This window comes from Mycoplasma anserisalpingitidis, from assembly GCF_007859615.1.
Classification (GTDB): Bacteria; Bacillota_I; Bacilli_A; order Mycoplasmatales; family Metamycoplasmataceae; genus Mycoplasmopsis; species Mycoplasmopsis anserisalpingitidis.
The window spans coordinates 511,152-526,634 of sequence record NZ_CP042295.1 but is presented as its reverse complement, the minus strand read 5'-3'; the positions used below and the strand labels follow the sequence as shown (position 1 = coordinate 526,634).

General features: G+C 25.4%; 16 protein-coding genes. 7 read left to right on the top strand and 9 right to left on the bottom strand.

Annotation, left to right across the window (positions count from 1 at the left end; all coding sequences use genetic code 4):
* Window positions 1-156 precede the first annotated feature (156 nt).
* Window positions 157-1,959, top strand: coding sequence for a DUF2130 domain-containing protein (locus FRW55_RS02040; RefSeq protein ID WP_146368521.1), 1,803 nt, complete (start codon window positions 157-159; stop codon window positions 1,957-1,959).
* A 35-nt stretch (window positions 1,960-1,994) separates the two neighbouring features.
* On the opposite strand, the gene dhaM is transcribed toward FRW55_RS02040, so the two are convergent.
* The 4 genes from dhaM to FRW55_RS02020 form a co-directional block, all read right to left on the bottom strand.
* Window positions 1,995-2,381 (bottom strand): dihydroxyacetone kinase phosphoryl donor subunit DhaM, encoded by a 387-nt coding sequence (gene dhaM / locus FRW55_RS02035; protein ID WP_146368520.1) that lies wholly within the window; start codon window positions 2,379-2,381, stop codon window positions 1,995-1,997.
* A complete protein-coding gene (dhaL, locus tag FRW55_RS02030; protein WP_146368519.1) occupies window positions 2,374-2,985 on the bottom strand; it encodes a dihydroxyacetone kinase subunit DhaL in 612 nt (203 codons plus the stop codon). The genes dhaM and dhaL overlap by 8 nt, the downstream gene beginning before the upstream one ends.
* Before the next feature lie 25 nt (window positions 2,986-3,010).
* Window positions 3,011-3,991: a dihydroxyacetone kinase subunit DhaK gene (gene dhaK / locus FRW55_RS02025; RefSeq protein WP_146368518.1), complete on the bottom strand. Its 981-nt coding sequence runs from the start codon at window positions 3,989-3,991 to the stop codon at window positions 3,011-3,013.
* A gap of 156 nt (window positions 3,992-4,147) precedes the next feature.
* Window positions 4,148-5,992, bottom strand: coding sequence for an alpha-amylase family glycosyl hydrolase (locus FRW55_RS02020; protein WP_237025357.1), 1,845 nt, complete (start codon window positions 5,990-5,992; stop codon window positions 4,148-4,150).
* A 172-nt stretch (window positions 5,993-6,164) separates the two neighbouring features.
* Here FRW55_RS02020 and FRW55_RS02015 point away from each other — a divergent pair, with 172 nt between their 5' ends.
* Window positions 6,165-7,460: a glucose-6-phosphate isomerase gene (locus FRW55_RS02015; RefSeq protein WP_162848279.1), complete on the top strand. Its 1,296-nt coding sequence runs from the start codon at window positions 6,165-6,167 to the stop codon at window positions 7,458-7,460.
* A gap of 97 nt (window positions 7,461-7,557) precedes the next feature.
* A complete protein-coding gene (locus tag FRW55_RS02010) occupies window positions 7,558-7,809 on the top strand; it encodes a hypothetical protein (protein ID WP_146368516.1) in 252 nt (83 codons plus the stop codon).
* A 109-nt stretch (window positions 7,810-7,918) separates the two neighbouring features.
* On the opposite strand, the gene FRW55_RS02005 is transcribed toward FRW55_RS02010, so the two are convergent.
* A complete protein-coding gene (locus tag FRW55_RS02005) occupies window positions 7,919-8,365 on the bottom strand; it encodes an IS1/IS1595 family N-terminal zinc-binding domain-containing protein (protein WP_146368515.1) in 447 nt (148 codons plus the stop codon).
* A gap of 112 nt (window positions 8,366-8,477) precedes the next feature.
* On the opposite strand from FRW55_RS02005, the gene FRW55_RS02000 reads away from it, so the two are divergent.
* The 4 genes from FRW55_RS02000 (at window position 8,478) to FRW55_RS01995 (ending at window position 9,731) form a co-directional block, all read left to right on the top strand.
* Window positions 8,478-8,924: a hypothetical protein gene (locus FRW55_RS02000; protein ID WP_146368514.1), complete on the top strand. Its 447-nt coding sequence runs from the start codon at window positions 8,478-8,480 to the stop codon at window positions 8,922-8,924.
* An 8-nt stretch (window positions 8,925-8,932) separates the two neighbouring features.
* A complete protein-coding gene (locus FRW55_RS04105) occupies window positions 8,933-9,091 on the top strand; it encodes a hypothetical protein (protein ID WP_162848278.1) in 159 nt (52 codons plus the stop codon).
* A 53-nt stretch (window positions 9,092-9,144) separates the two neighbouring features.
* On the top strand, window positions 9,145-9,291 hold the full coding sequence (locus FRW55_RS04100) for a hypothetical protein (RefSeq protein WP_162848277.1): 147 nt from the start codon (window positions 9,145-9,147) through the stop codon (window positions 9,289-9,291).
* A 152-nt stretch (window positions 9,292-9,443) separates the two neighbouring features.
* Window positions 9,444-9,731: a hypothetical protein gene (locus tag FRW55_RS01995; protein WP_146368513.1), complete on the top strand. Its 288-nt coding sequence runs from the start codon at window positions 9,444-9,446 to the stop codon at window positions 9,729-9,731.
* 949 nt (window positions 9,732-10,680) lie between these two features.
* Here FRW55_RS01995 and FRW55_RS04190 read toward each other — a convergent pair.
* The 4 genes from FRW55_RS04190 to FRW55_RS01985 form a co-directional block, all read right to left on the bottom strand.
* Window positions 10,681-11,097, bottom strand: coding sequence for a DNA-methyltransferase (locus tag FRW55_RS04190; protein ID WP_237025356.1), 417 nt, complete (start codon window positions 11,095-11,097; stop codon window positions 10,681-10,683).
* A 54-nt stretch (window positions 11,098-11,151) separates the two neighbouring features.
* Window positions 11,152-11,790, bottom strand: a complete 639-nt coding sequence (locus tag FRW55_RS04185) for a DNA cytosine methyltransferase (protein WP_237025355.1) — start codon at window positions 11,788-11,790, stop codon at window positions 11,152-11,154.
* Between the two features lie 114 nt (window positions 11,791-11,904).
* Window positions 11,905-12,468, bottom strand: a complete 564-nt coding sequence (locus FRW55_RS04180; protein ID WP_237025354.1) for a DNA cytosine methyltransferase — start codon at window positions 12,466-12,468, stop codon at window positions 11,905-11,907.
* Window positions 12,469-12,697: 229 nt separating this feature from the next.
* Complete coding sequence (locus FRW55_RS01985) at window positions 12,698-15,466, bottom strand: transglutaminase domain-containing protein (RefSeq protein WP_146368512.1); 2,769 nt, start codon at window positions 15,464-15,466, stop codon at window positions 12,698-12,700.
* Window positions 15,467-15,483: the final 17 nt, after the last annotated feature.

Below are 15,483 nucleotides of genomic sequence, written 5' to 3'. Positions count from 1 at the left end.
ATATGTTTGATTACATTAATATTTTAATGAAATCATTTTCATTTTTTCCAAAAAAAGTAAAATTTCCACATTTGTGGAACGCTCTTTTAATTATCAAAAAAGCTTTAAATATCCTATAATTTTAAATATAAATATAGGATCATAACAAGGAGAGAAATGCAACATATAAAAATAAATTGTCCAAAATGCAATGCAATAATTGAATTAACTGAGAAAGTTGAAAATGAAATTTATAATTTTTTCTATGAGAATTCGAGTAAAAAAATAAAAGAAGAAATCAATGAAAGTTTAAAACTTAAGTATGAAACAGAGTTACAAAGAGAAAAAAATAATGAATTTCAAAAATTTAATGAACAACTTAAAAAAGTAGAATCAGAAAAAAATAATTTATTAAATAAAATAAATGAGTTAGAAATTAAAAATCAAACCTCTGATGAAAGATATTCATTAATTTTAAAAGATAAAGAAAATCAGCAAAAAAACGAATTGAACGAATTGGTTAATAAACTAGAAAAAGAGAAAAATATAGAAGTTCAAAAAATAGGTAACCAATTAAAAGAGCTTGAAACAGAAAAAAATAATTTATTAAATAAAATAAATGAATTAGAAACTAAAAATAATAGTATAGATGAAAAGTATTCATTAATTCTTAAAGACAAAGAAAACCAACATAAATCTGAATTCAATGATGCACTTATTAAGTTAGAAAAAGAAAAAAATATTGAATTGCAAAAAATTAATGAGCAAATTAGTAAAATCAAATTAGAAAAAAACAATTTGTTAAACAAAATTAGTGAATTAGAAAATAAAAATATTAGTATGGGTGAAAAATACTCATTAGTTCTTAAAGATAAAGAAAATGAATTTAAAATAAAATTAAATGAAAAAATTAATCAAATTCAAAATGAAAATAAATTGAAAATTGAATCATTAACTGAAGAAAAAAACAAATTAATTTTATTAAATCATGATAATGAATTAAAAATCACAAATAAATTTAATGAAATGTTAAATGAAAATTTAAATAAAGAAAAAGAAAAATACGAAAAAATAATTAATGATAAAGAAGCTGAAATAACCCGAATTGAATTGGTGAATACTAAATTAACTGAGGAAATTGCTAGAGTTAATGAAATTCAAAAGAATGAACTAAATACTTCAAAAGTTTATGGTATTTCAACTTACGGTGGTACTTTGGAAGAATATTGTAAAGATAAATATATGGAAGAATGTGACTTTGAAATTCAAAGGTATTCAACATTTGAAAAAGATACAAAGCTTGATGAAGAAAATGAAAAAGGTGATTTTATTTATCGTTTATTTTTGGATGAAGATAAAAAAATTGAAGTTACTTCGATTATGTTTGAGATGAAACGTATGATGAGTAATGAAAACAGAAAAAACACAAGTTTTTTAGAAAAGCTAGACAGAAATCGTAAAAGTAAAAAATGTAAATATGCTGTTTTAGTAACCACTTATGAGCCTGAAAATGAGATTTATAATAATGGTTTCAAGGACATGAGTGGGCTTTATGAAAATATGTATGTAATTCGTCCAAAACAAATTGTTGAATTTATTAAATTTATTGTTAAATTCGAAAGAGATTATTACAAACTAAAACTAAAAGAAAAAGAAAATGATGATTACAACATTTCACTTTTAGAATTAGAAAAAAATATTCATCAACGTGTTGAAAGTATCTTAACAACTTCTGGCAGAATGGATAACAACTTAAACAAAATGGAAGATGAAATTGATTCAGCAATCAAAAAGCTTGAAGAAGTTAAAAAGGTATTCAATATATTTAAAAATAGATTTTATAGTGAACTTCCTAATAAATTGAATGACTTAGAGTTAAGTAAAATAGTAACTGCTAAAAGTTATCCATTGTTACATAAAAAACTTAAAGAAGAAAAAGAAAATGCTAAGAATATAGCCGAAATAATTGAAGAAGAATAAAAAATAAGTTGACAAATAAATGTCAACTTTTTCATTTATAACTTCGAAAAACTTTTTGTTAAAAGAGTTTCTTCTAAAAGTTGTTCAAGTGTGATGTTTTCATTGTTTGTAGCCGTTGCAGCCATTAGTGCCTCAACAAAAGGCGCGTCAACTAAAACAACTTTTTCATCACCTATCATTTCAACTGCCATTTGCGAACTCATAAGCGATGAACCGATTTCACAGAAAATCAAAACACCATCACCTTCATTAACAGAATTAATAGCTTCAATGACCTTTTGTACATCAGTTCCAAAACCATCACTATCAACCAAACCTGCTGCATTAACAATTTTGAATTCACTATTTTTCATAATTGAAGCTAATTCAATTGCAGCTTCAGCTAGTTTTTTACTGTGACTTACCACAACAAAATTAATCATTATAATTCTCCACTAAAGTTTCTAACATGTAATACATACTTTGCGAACCAGGATCTACTATTCCAATAGAACGTTCACCAAGATAACTTGCTCTTCCTTTGGTTGCTGGTTTATTCTTTATTGATTCTTTTGAATCATAAGCAACTTTTAATGCTTTTTCTAAGGCTGATTTATTATTTTCTCCTTTTTGAAGTAATTCATCAAAAGTTTTAGCAAATGGTTCTAAAACATCTAACATTGTTTTTTCACCAACAACAGCTTTACCACGCATTTTAATTCCTTCAGCAGCAGCTAAAAGCATTTTGTTTAATTCAGTTTCTTTTGCCATTCTCATGAATGCAGTAGCTAAAAGCGGTCCAGAGCTTCCACCAACTTTACTCATCATTATCATTGAACATGAGTTTAGTAATTCGGTAGTAGTCTTATTAGAACTAGTTTCTAAAATAGGTAATAATTCATGAAAACCACGTTTTAAGTTTGTGCCGTGATCTCCATCTCCAATTTGTCTATCTAAATCTGTTAGTTCTTCTTCATGTATTTCAATTTTAGAAGCTATTTTTTTAAGAATATCAATTAATTCTTGAGTTGTAACAATTTTATTCATTAGTTTATCTTTCTACAATATTTAATTAAAATAAATTGTTTTTAATGTCGAAGTCCATATATTTCTTTGTTTTTTCACTTAATTTAAGAACTGTGATTGAAAATCCAGGCATTTCAAGTGATGTCATGTAATTTCCAACAAGATTCTTGTGAATTTTAATCTTTTTACTTTCTAAGTATTTGTTTACATCATTATTAATTACATAAAGTTCCATAAGTGTTGTAGCACCGAGACCATTTACTAAAACACAAATTTCATCATTTTCTGTTACTTTAGAGTGTTCTAATAGTTTATCTAACATATATTTAACATGTTCTTCAGAACTTTTAATTTTTTCTTTATGAGTTCCTGGTTCTCCATGAATCCCTAGTCCCATTTCAATTTCATCTTCAGCAAGTTCAAATGATTTCTTACCAGAAGCAGGAACTGTACATCCACCTAAACTCATTCCTAGAGTAGCTGTATTATCAACAACTTCTTGAGCTATTTGGGCTACATACTCTAAGTCATGACCATCTTCAGCGGCTGAACCAGCAATTTTATGAACTAAAACTGTACCTGCAACGCCTCTTTTTCCAACTGTATATAAACTGTTTTCAACAGCTATATCATCATTTACAATAACACTTTTAACGTTAATATTTTCCATTTGAGCAAAATCTGCAGCCATTTCAAAGTTCATAACGTCTCCAGTATAGTTTTTAACAACTAAAAGAACACCTTTTTCATTTCCAACTTCTTTAATAGCAGCTAAAACTTGATCTGGTGTTGGTGAAGTAAATACTTCTCCAGAAACAGCGGCATCAAGCATACCATATGTAACATATCCAGCATGAGCTGGTTCGTGTCCAGCACCACCTCCAGAAACTAATGTAACTTTATTAGCTTTATTTTTTCTAACAATAACATTATATCCATCAAGTTTATAAATATTAGGGTTAGATTTAGCTAAACCTTCAAGCATTTCTGGAACAACATTTTCCACTTTATTTAATAATTTTTTCATAATCCCTCCGATATATAATTAATTATATAAGTTTATTACTCTTAAAATAACATTTCCATATTTTTCACACATAAAGTTTTGACTATTTTGTAAGTTGAAATCATTTTAATATGCTGAAAAAATAAAAATGAATTTTTTTATTTACTAAAAAAGGAATTACTTTCTAACTAATTTAAACACTCCAAAGTTTACACCAGTGTCTAATAATAATTGATTATTATTGATTGTGATATTACGCTTCATTTCTGGATGAATATCTTCAATGTTAAAATCTTGATTAATTTGAATTATAGGTTTAAATTTATTAAATACATTTTCTACTAAAACTAATAAATATTCATTATCAGATAGTTTTCTAACAGTGTAATATTCAGCAAAACTATTTGTTAGATCATCATTAATGTGTACTAAAACTTCATTTGGATTTACTATATATTCAACATTTGTTTCACGAAGTTGGATAAATTCTTTTCTAAGTTTATTTATATCACTTGCAATACTGTAAATTGAGTCTTTATCTTTGTTTATTTCTTCAGGTGAACTTAAGTTTTTTATTGAATGAGTGTATATGTGTGAACTATTAATTCCTGAACGACGTTCATAAAAATCAACCTGATATTTATTATTTTTTCAATTAAATGCTTCACGAACATATTGATCACCATTACCTTTATGTCCGTTCATCATTAATTCATCACCATGGTAAATTATTGGGTTCCCACCTTTAGTGAGCATATTTAATAAGTTTACACTGTAGTAATTTTTTAAAATATCATTTACAAAACCATTTTCATCGATTTGTTTTCCTGAATAAAATTCACGATTAATTTTTTGTATTCAACGTACCCGATCGTGATTGTCGATACTTGGAAGTCAAAGTGAATTATATGGTAAATATTCCTTGACTAACTTTTCGGTATTAGATGAGATAAAAGTTGATGAATTTGAAGCATAATTAATTCCATCAAGCACTCCGTTAAGTGCTTTATTGTTTTGTTTATCCATGAAATAAACTTTAGCATCAGCTGGATTTCCTCATCATTCACCAAACATAATTAACTCTTTATTGCTTCTTTGTTCTGCTGTTTCAGAAATTACTGACTCAGAATTTTTTCTAAGCTGAGCAAAAATTGAAGCAATTTTACTTCCATCATCTCTACTTTCATGTTGATTTTCAGAATTAAAGAAATGATAAAAAGCATCATATCTGAATCCATCAACACCTTTTTTAGCTCAGAATGATTGAATATTAATTAATTCTTGAATAACTTCAGGATTATCAAGGTTTAGGTCAGGCATACCACCTCAAAACTCTGCAACATAATGTTTGTTTGTAGGTTGAATACTTTTATCCACGTTAAAGAAAAGATTTCTTAAACTTGAATCATCAATTCCGTATTTTGTTTCACTTTGATTTGACTTAGGTTCATAAAAGTTGTAGTATTTTTCATATTTAGGATCACCTTGAAGAGCTTTTTGAAATCAAGGGTGTTCATAAGAAGTATGGTTAAATACAAGATCAATTATTACTCTAATTCCTTTTTCATGTGCTTTAATTAAAAATTTATCAAAAGCTTCCATACCTCCAAGTTCAGCTGCGACATCAGTATAATCAATAACATCATAACCATGATATGAACTAGCAGGATGAATAGGCGAGAGATATAAAGTATCAATTCCTAAATTAACAAAATAATCTAGATTTTCAGTTAAACCAATAAAATCACCAATTCCATCATTATTTCCATCTGCAAAAGCATAAGTTATAAGTTGATAGAAAGTATTTGATGGTGTAACTTGTTTATTAAAAGGAGCAATAAATTTCACATTTTCTAATTCATCACTATAAGTTAAATTACTTAAATTTATTTTTTTATTAAAATTATCATCCCCCCAAAGTTTACTATTTTTACTTTCATTGCATGAGAGAGTTATTAAAGGCATAGTTAGACCTAAAGTTGAGATACCAATTAAGGATTTTTTAATTATTTTTTTATTCATATTTAAATTATATTAAGCTAACTTATAAATTTTAAATTTAAGTTAAAAAAATGACCATACAAGATGATTGTTAGAGTATAAAGAATAATTAAGGTATCTTTTACATATGATTATTTTATAAATAATGATTGCTTTTATTAAACTAGTATAATAAAAAAAATGAAAGGAAATTATGAAATTTTTAAAATTAGATACTACATACTCAATGATTGAAAATTCAAAATTGAATTTATTACAAGAACGTGTTGATCAAATTCACAACAGCGTTCTTAAACGCGAAGTTGCTGAAAAAGATTGACTAGGTTGATATGATTTACCAGATAATTATGATAAAGAAGAAATGAAAGCTATGAAAAAACTTTCTTCAGAATGAAAAAAAGAAGGTGTTGAAGTAGTAGTTGTTGTTGGTATTGGTGGTTCATATTTAGGTGCTAAAACTGGATATGAATTTATCTTTGGTGAATATTCACAAAAAAGACCAGACATGGAATTAGTTTTTGCAGGTAATGATATTTCTTCTGAAGCACTTGTTTCAAAATTAGCATATGTTAAAAATAAAAAATTTGCTATTAATGTAATCAGTAAATCAGGAACTACTCTTGAACCATCTATAGCTTTTAGAGAATTTAGAATTTTACTTGAAGAAAAAGTTGGTAAAGATCAAGCTTCTAAATTTATTGCAGCTACAACTGATGCAAGAAAAGGTTTATTATTTGAATTAGCTACAAGAAAAAATTACACTAAATTTATTGTTCCTGATGATGTTGGTGGTCGTTTCTCAGTTATGACAGCAGTAGGTTTATTCCCATTCCTTTGTGCTGGAATTGATGCAGAAAGAGTGCTTGCAGGTGCTTCATTAACAAATAAAGAATTAAGTAGCTGAAAGATTTCTGAAAATGATGCTTATAGATATGCTGTTACAAGATATTTATTAAATGTTGAAAAGAATTACCATGTTGAAATGATGGTTTCATATGAACCTAAATTACAATACTTTAGTGAATGATGAAAACAATTATTTGCTGAAAGTGAAGGAAAAGATAGTAAAGGTCTTTGACCAGCAAGTGGAATTTTCTCAACAGATTTACACTCATTAGGTCAAATGATTCAAGAAGGTTCAAAAGTTTTATTTGAAACAGTTTTAACCCTTGAAAATCCTGTAAATAACATCACTTTTAAAAATGATGTTGAAGATATTGATCAATTAAACTATTTAAGTGGTAAAACTTTACATGAAGTAAATAACGTTGCATTTAAGGCTACTCAAAAAGCTCACTTTGAAGTTGGACAAGTTCCAAACTTACATATTCTTTTCAAAGATTTTAGTGAAGAAACTTTAGGTTCATTATTTATTTTCTTTGAAAGAGCTTTAGCAATGTCAGCTTACTTACTTGGAGTAAATCCATTCAACCAACCTGGAGTTGAAGTTTACAAGAAAAATATGTTTTCAATGTTAGGTAAGAAATAATCATTTATTAGAGTGCACTGTAAACTAGGACAACGAAAGTTGACATTTATTTGTCAACTTTCGTTGTCCTAGTTTAGAAAGTAAAAGCTGAGAAGACTTGCTGGATAAAAGTTTTGCAGAATATAGTAGAAATTTAATTATTAGTAAGTTTGAAGAAATCTTAACTATACATTTTATTGATCTAACTCTTTTTATAATTGAATATAACGATATTAAAAGAATTAATATTGAAATTAATGATTATGTTAAATTGATCGAAAAAAAAGTTAGTGAATTTTGCTCAGTCGATTTTCTTAATAAAAAACTTCCAATTAAAATATCAGAATTAGAAAAATATTTAATTAAATAAACATTTCAAAATAAAATTTATATCCGTTATTCGGATATTTTTTATTACTTTACAACAGACTTGAAATAAAAAAACGTCCTTAATGAACGTTATTTCTGTTGTTAATTGATTAATTTATTAACAAATCACTAATTTTATCATCTAACTTATCATATTCATTTAAGTCAGCAAAAACACATCTATATGTTTTATTTTTCTCTAAAAGTTGTGAGATAACTCTCTTTTTTCAGTTATAAATTGTGTTAGCTGAAACACCACAAATTCTAGCTATGTCTGCAATGGAAATATCGCTAATTAAGCATTCTAAAAACTTTGAAAATGATTTATAACTTTTTTGATGAATATAAAAGAGTGAAGTGTTATTCGTGGAAACAAAAACTTTATTACATTTTTTGCATCAGTATTTTTGTTTTCCGTTTCTGAATCCCCTTTTTACAATGTTTAATGAACTACAAAACAAGCATTTGATTGAATCATATACTTTTATTTCTTTTTCTTGTTCATTGTTTATTGCTCTTTGTTCAATTCCATTATTAATAACTTTTTCTTGATCCATAAACTCCTTTCTCTTTTTTTTCTTTATATAAATATTTTATCTTATTTATGAAATTATTTCCATATATAGTATATAATTTTTTTGTTTAAGTTTTTATATTAAAAAGGAGAAAATGAAAGAAAAAGAACAAGTTATTAGAATGAATATCTGTAAGGTTGTGCAGCTTAAATCTAGTTTTGTACAAAATATCAAAAAATGATTAGACATTCCTCAAAGTATTATGCTTTTAACGTCTGATCAAGATCAATACAAAGACAATCCTAATAAAATCAAAGATAATAAAAACGTTTTCTTTTGTCTGGTGGAAGATATTAAAGAAGCTAGAAAGAAGAATAATGTTGTTTATTACTTGAAAATTAAGAATAAAGACAAAATGATTGTCTTAAATGAGAATTTTCATATGAAACCTGAAGATATTTATTCTGTTATAGATTGAAACAGTACCCCCATTGATATTCCATTTGATGAAAAAATTAAAATATTAGAAAAAATCAAAGAAATTACTAATGAGGATAATGTTAATGAATATAACATATCAATAAAAAAATTATCAAAATAAAGAAGAAAATGACTAGGAAGAATTCGAAAAAACTAGAAATTACAGTCGTTGAAAATGCACCAATAAAGAAAATTACGTATGAAGAAATGAAAGAATATCAGGAAAAACACAATAAGGAAAACTGAGATATTATCTGTGAAGTAATGAGGAAACTTTCAAAAATGTAATTCATTTTTTCATACTTTTTTTATTCTTAAATTTACTTAGAAAAGGAGAATGTATGGCAAAAGTTGAAATTAAATTTGTGGAAAATGCACCAATTAAAAAATTACCAAGTTTTCAAAAAATCAAAGAATACCATGAAAAACACAATAAAGAAAACTGAGATATTATTTGTGAAGTAATGAGGAAACTTTCAGAAATTTAACGGAATATCTGAATACAAATCTAATTTTGAATACTTAAAATTCATAAATTCATTTTTAACAGATAAAGATATAAATAAGAATAGTTTAACTGATATTAAAGATCATTTATTTGATTCTAAAATTAGTCTATTAACAAATATTGATAAGTTGTGTGAAAATAAAGTTTTTTAGAAATAGTTTCAATCAATTCTTTAATAGAACATCAGATATAAAAGAATTTTATAATTTTATATCAGAAAATTGAGAGTGAATTAATTCAAAAATAAATAATATTATTGCAAAAGATTTCAAAATAGCAGTAGAAACATATAAGAGATTGATTTCAAAAAACAATGAAATATTACTTAAATTCCTATTAACAATACTAGTAAACCTGACCAAAAATATGATTAATAAATTAGCAAGTGTTATAAATAAAACTAAGCAATGAGCTAAGTAGATAATAAATTTTGATTATTCAATAGTTTGCTCAATCATTTGTATAGCAACAAATTAAAAGACACGTTAAATTAACTAGAAAAATCTAGTTTTTTTATTTCCTGTTATGAGTGGAAAAAAGTGAAAGTGAAATAAGTAAAAAAGTGAAAGCGAAATGAGTAAAAAAGTGAAAATGCAGTACAAATAAAATACAATTTTAGCAATTAATTGGGGACAAAGTATATTGAAATAATCTAAAGAATGTTTTCTATAAGTCATTGAATTTTGGGGAATAAAAAGGTACTCTTTTAAAAGAAATGTTCCCTAATAAAGGGAGTAAAAATAATAGCTATAAACCATAGTGAAATACAATAATTACTCAAAAGTCGGGTTGTTCTTCACTGGATTGAATTTGATATTTTATTGATGGAAAACCTAAAATTAAGGTCCGACGCATGAATTTATTCACCTAAAAAAATTAACATTCGCTTAAAAATGCTACATAATTGGGAGAATAAAAAAGAAAGTGGGTGAATGAGAACTTTTTAACGATGAATTTTGTAATCACAAAAGTAAAATTATTCAATAACTCCTGTTAAACAGGTTTTTTATTATTATTTAATTGAGATAAATAAAAAACACCAAAATGGTGTTAATATAGATTAGTTTTATATTGTTTTCTTAAAAGTGGAAGCATATTTTCTCATTTAAGTTCAGTTTCAGGGTTAGTACTGTAATGAGTAGCTAAGTCAACGCAATTATACGCATAATTCCATTTTTATCTTTGTTTAGATATTTAATGATAATTCTGATGTATGAAGTGAATGAAATCTAAATTTTATTCTACTTCCAGCATCACGGTCTAAAAAAATTTCATTTAAATCAAGTTCACTATTAAAATTACTTCAAGCATCTTGATAATCAGTTTAAGTTAAAACTATTTTGGTTGAATAAATTTATTTATAAAGTTTTTATATTCTTTTAACAGCAATATTAAAATAAACTTTATCCTTTTCAATTCCTAAGATTTTTCTATTATTCTTTAAACAAGCAACTGCTGTAGTTCCTGAACCTAAAAACATATCTAGTATTAAATCACCTTCGTTTGTGTGAATTTTAATCAATTCTTCTATAATAGATAAAGATTTTTGTGTCGGGTGTGATGTTCTCTCTAATCCAGAAACTACTGGAGAAACAAAGGTAGATCTTAAATATTTCTTGTCCTTAGGTTTATTAAAAGTTCATTTAGATTTCTTTTTTACTGCTCATATAGCAAATTCAGTATCTTGTACATATCTTCTATTAACATTACGCGGCATTGGATTTGTCTTTTTTCATTCAATTATATCCTTTACATCAAAATCACATTTCTCTATAAAATTAATCAAATAACTTATATATCGATATGAACAAAAAATTATCATTGACCCGTTGATTTTTACTTACTTACTATATTTTTCAATTCAGTTATAAATATCAAAATCATTATCTCAATCACCAAAATAAATACCTTTTCTATTTGATGATTTCATTGTATTAAAATTATTTTTTTTAGATATATTATAGGGTGGATCGGTTATTATATGATCGACTTTTATATTATTTTCGAGCAATGTATCATAAATTAAATAAGCATCTTCATTATAAATTGTACAATTATCAATTTCATATTTATCACTTGCGAGCGAATATGCTTTAATTATCCCTAATCCTATAGCTTTTGCTAAAAGCGGTGGTACAGCATTACCGATTTGAGTACAAACACTAGTTTTTGTTCCTGTAAAAATAAAATCATCAGGGAATGACTGCAATCTTGCTGCTTCTCTTGGTGTTATTGCTCTATTTAATATTGGGTGTGTATTTTTTCCGTTAGAAGGAGTATCAAACCGAGTATCTATTGTTGGACTAGGTTCATTTCATTCTAATCTAGTTCAAGTTGTCTTAAATTTTTGTTTTCCCAATAATTCTTTTGGTAAGAATTCCTTTCCTTTTTCTGGTGGAATTAATGATAACTTATACAAAGCATGTTTAGAATGATTTGTAGCCTTATAATTGTAAAGTTTAAGTGAGTTTTTTCTCATTAGTTTTTGATAGTATGAAATGGGTTCATTAATATAATCTGATATTTCTTCACCTTCACCAGAATTTAAATATGATAAATCAGATATTGCTTCATAAACAGTGGGAGTTTTTGTTTAAAATTCATCTAAAATTTTAAAGTTAAAATGAAAATCTAAACTCCCTATTAATATAGTTCTTTCTCTATTTTGTGGAACCCCAAAGTCTGCTGCATTCAATACTTTATAAGAAATTTTATAACCTAATTCTTCAAATGACTTTACTATTTCGTTTATAAAATATCCATTTTCGCTGCTAATCATACCTTTTGCGTTTTCTAAAATGAATAATTTTGGTTTAACGTGCTTCACTATTTCTACATATTCCTTAAATAAATAATTTCTCGGATCATTTAAACCTAACATTTTTCCTTTATTAGAGAAACCTTGACATGACGGACCACCAACTATCATATTTATACCTTTTTCTTTGGATAAATTAATAATTCTTTCTTTTACTTCCTTTAATGTAATATCACCGTGAATTCCTATAGCGTCTTTATGATTAAACTTGTACGTTTCTAAGGCTTGTTTATTGAAATCTAGACCAATTACTGATTTGAAGTTAGGTATTTGTTCAAGACCAAAACTTAGACCTCCAGCTCCACAAAATAAATCTAAAATTAAAAACTTTTTATTCATTTTCATTTCTTAAATAATAAAAAACATTATTAAATGTAAAACGTCCTATATCTTCAATACTAGTAAATGCATTATCCTGCATTTTGCTTAAAAAATTTTTTTGTTTCATTTTTTCCTTTTAAGTCATTAACTTTATTTGTAAATGGAAACATTTACATACTTATTATGCACTATTATTTAATTTAATGAACGAAATAATTAATGCAAATAAAAAACACCAAAAAAGGTGTTAATATTGATTAGTTTTATATTGTTTTCTTAAAAGTGGAAGCATATTTTCTCATTTAAGTTCATTTTCAGGGTCAGTAGAGTAATGGGTTGGTAAGTCAATATAGTTATGCACATAATTACCATTTTCATCTTTGTTTAGGTATTTGATGATTGTTGTTAAGTAATGTGTATAGTCTAGTCTAAGGTTTCTTCTTGTCCCTTCATCTCTTGCTAAAAAAATTTCATTTAAGTCTAACTCACTATTAAAATTACTTCAGTTTTCTTGGTAGTCAGCAAAAGTTAAATCTACACATTTTCACATTCCATCAACAAAAACTTCATTTCAAGCATGACCATCACTAGAAGCTAGTGGATTATAATAATTAACAATGTTTCCACATAATATTCTAACTGGTATATTCAGTAAGGTAAGCGCCATACTTAAATTTTGTGAGTATCCATAGCATTGAAGAGTTCTATCGGTTTTAAATAATGAAATGGGATTAAAAAAGTTATTCCCATCAGTATTAAATGCTCTTCAGTGATTTTTATGCATATACATTACATTTGAATTAATGTAATAACTAATTGCAAGTATTATTTGTTTATCATTTCATTTTTTTGAAATGTATTTTGGTAAAAGTTTTTGCCAGTTTTCTCTTCATTCGATTAAATCTTTTCTTATGTTTTTAGGATCACTATAATACTTCAAATCTATTCAAATTTTTCCGTTTTCCAGTAATTTAGTTGAATTTGGAAAATCATACATTTCAGTTGTTTCTTTTATTATTCACTGTTTAGAAATTTGTAAATCATATAATCCTGATTGTTCCATATCTGTGAAGTAATTAGGTTGTTCAGTTAGTAGTTCATATGCGGGTGTTTCCCCCCCTATCACATCATATTTTTGTTTTGTTTTGTCTATAAAAAGGTCATAATCAAAATTTATTGGTGTCATTTTATTAAAACTCATTCATACTTTATGAGTTCTGGAATTATGGGTTTCAAAATGCTCACCGTAAATATTATTTATGTAATGGAATAATCTTAAATGTGCATTATCTCTTTCATCAAAAGCATTATATTTTCAGTCTGATATATTTATATAAAAATTTTCATAATTCTTAAATTCTTCAGCAATAAACTCATTATTAAAATCTTTTCAATGATTGAATGCTTTAACATTTTCTAAGTTAATTTCTCCGATTTTCTCTTCATCATTAATTACTCAAAGTCATTCATCATAATTTATTAATCAACTAATGATATATTCACTATTTAATTTAATAAGTCCATATTTGCTGTCGCGCATATATGGTAGTCTTCATTCAATATTTTCAGCATTACCCGGATTTAATGTGTATTTTTTGTCTTTGGTAATAAATCATTGCATAGTATGTTCTTTAACACCAAAGTCAAAGTTGTTTTTGAAATATGTTAATCTTTCAACAATCAAAGGGAAGAGATTACCTTTACTAAAATAATCAATATAATTTTGAATTGTTCTTGTTATTCAAATATCAAAATCAACATTTGTATCATTTTTAAAATCATTATAAATTTGCAGTATTCTTTCTTCATCTAATTCATTTACAGAATATTTTAATTTTAAGTCTTTAACTCATAAATATTGATTATTTATCTCTCTAATGAATAAATTTAGTTTATCAATAAAATTTTTAAATTGTTTAAATGAACTAGTATTATATAAATCATACTCATTTATAAATTCTTTATTAAAATCTACAACAATATTATCAATAACTTTTCTAATATATTTGTTTTCTACACTCTTAATATCAGGGGTTAAACTCATAATATTTGTAGGTTTGATATTTTGTTTGAAATATCTCTGTAATTCATTAAAGCAGATTTCAATATCATTTTGATATTTATTACTTAAGAATTTTAAGTCTTGCAACAATTCATCTATGGTTTTTTTAATTCCTAATGCTGTTTCTATCTCTTTTTTATATCTTTTATCTAATTTTGGGGTTGTTTGACTATAATATTTTTGTAATGGAAGTCATCTTAAATTCAAATGATTTATTTTTTTGAAAAAATCATCCAAATAAGACAATTTATCTTCTGATTTGTTTAAAATATTTTCATTTATTAAGTTGTAATATTTTTCAGGAATACTATTGAATTTTTTTAAGTCAAAATTAGTTTTAATAGGTTGCTGAAGCTTGGTTCAAGGGACTATTTTATCTTTATTTAATATGTGTATTGTTGTAGGAACAATCACTGCAGATGAAACTGCTATAAATCCTGAAATAGAACCAACAATTATTAAAATTAGTTTATTTTTTTTAGTTATTTTTCCAGAACTTAAATTTATGTTCGATTTTAATAAATTATTAAAAGATTTTATAGTTTGATCAACAATCTTACAATATTCTTTATATTCTTTTTCTTCTTTGAATAAAAGAACTGAATTTACAAGGAAATTAAATTCATTAATTTTTTTCTTTAACTCGTCTGGTTGAGTATATTTATTAATTGTTTTTTGTAATTTAGTTAAACTGTAATCTATCAAATTCTTAAACTTAAATAGATTTATTTCTAAATATCCTAAAGAATTAAATAATAGTAAAAAATCGATTAATTGAATAAATAAATCTACATCAATTTTCTTCTTATTTTTGTTTATTGATAACAAAATATTATCAAATTTTTCAATATCTATTTTCTTATCGCTGATAAATTTTGATTTATCAATTAAATTCAATAATTTTATAAAGTTAATATAATTTTTCTTAATTTTTCTATGAGTTAATAATTTCATATTCTAATTATATAATG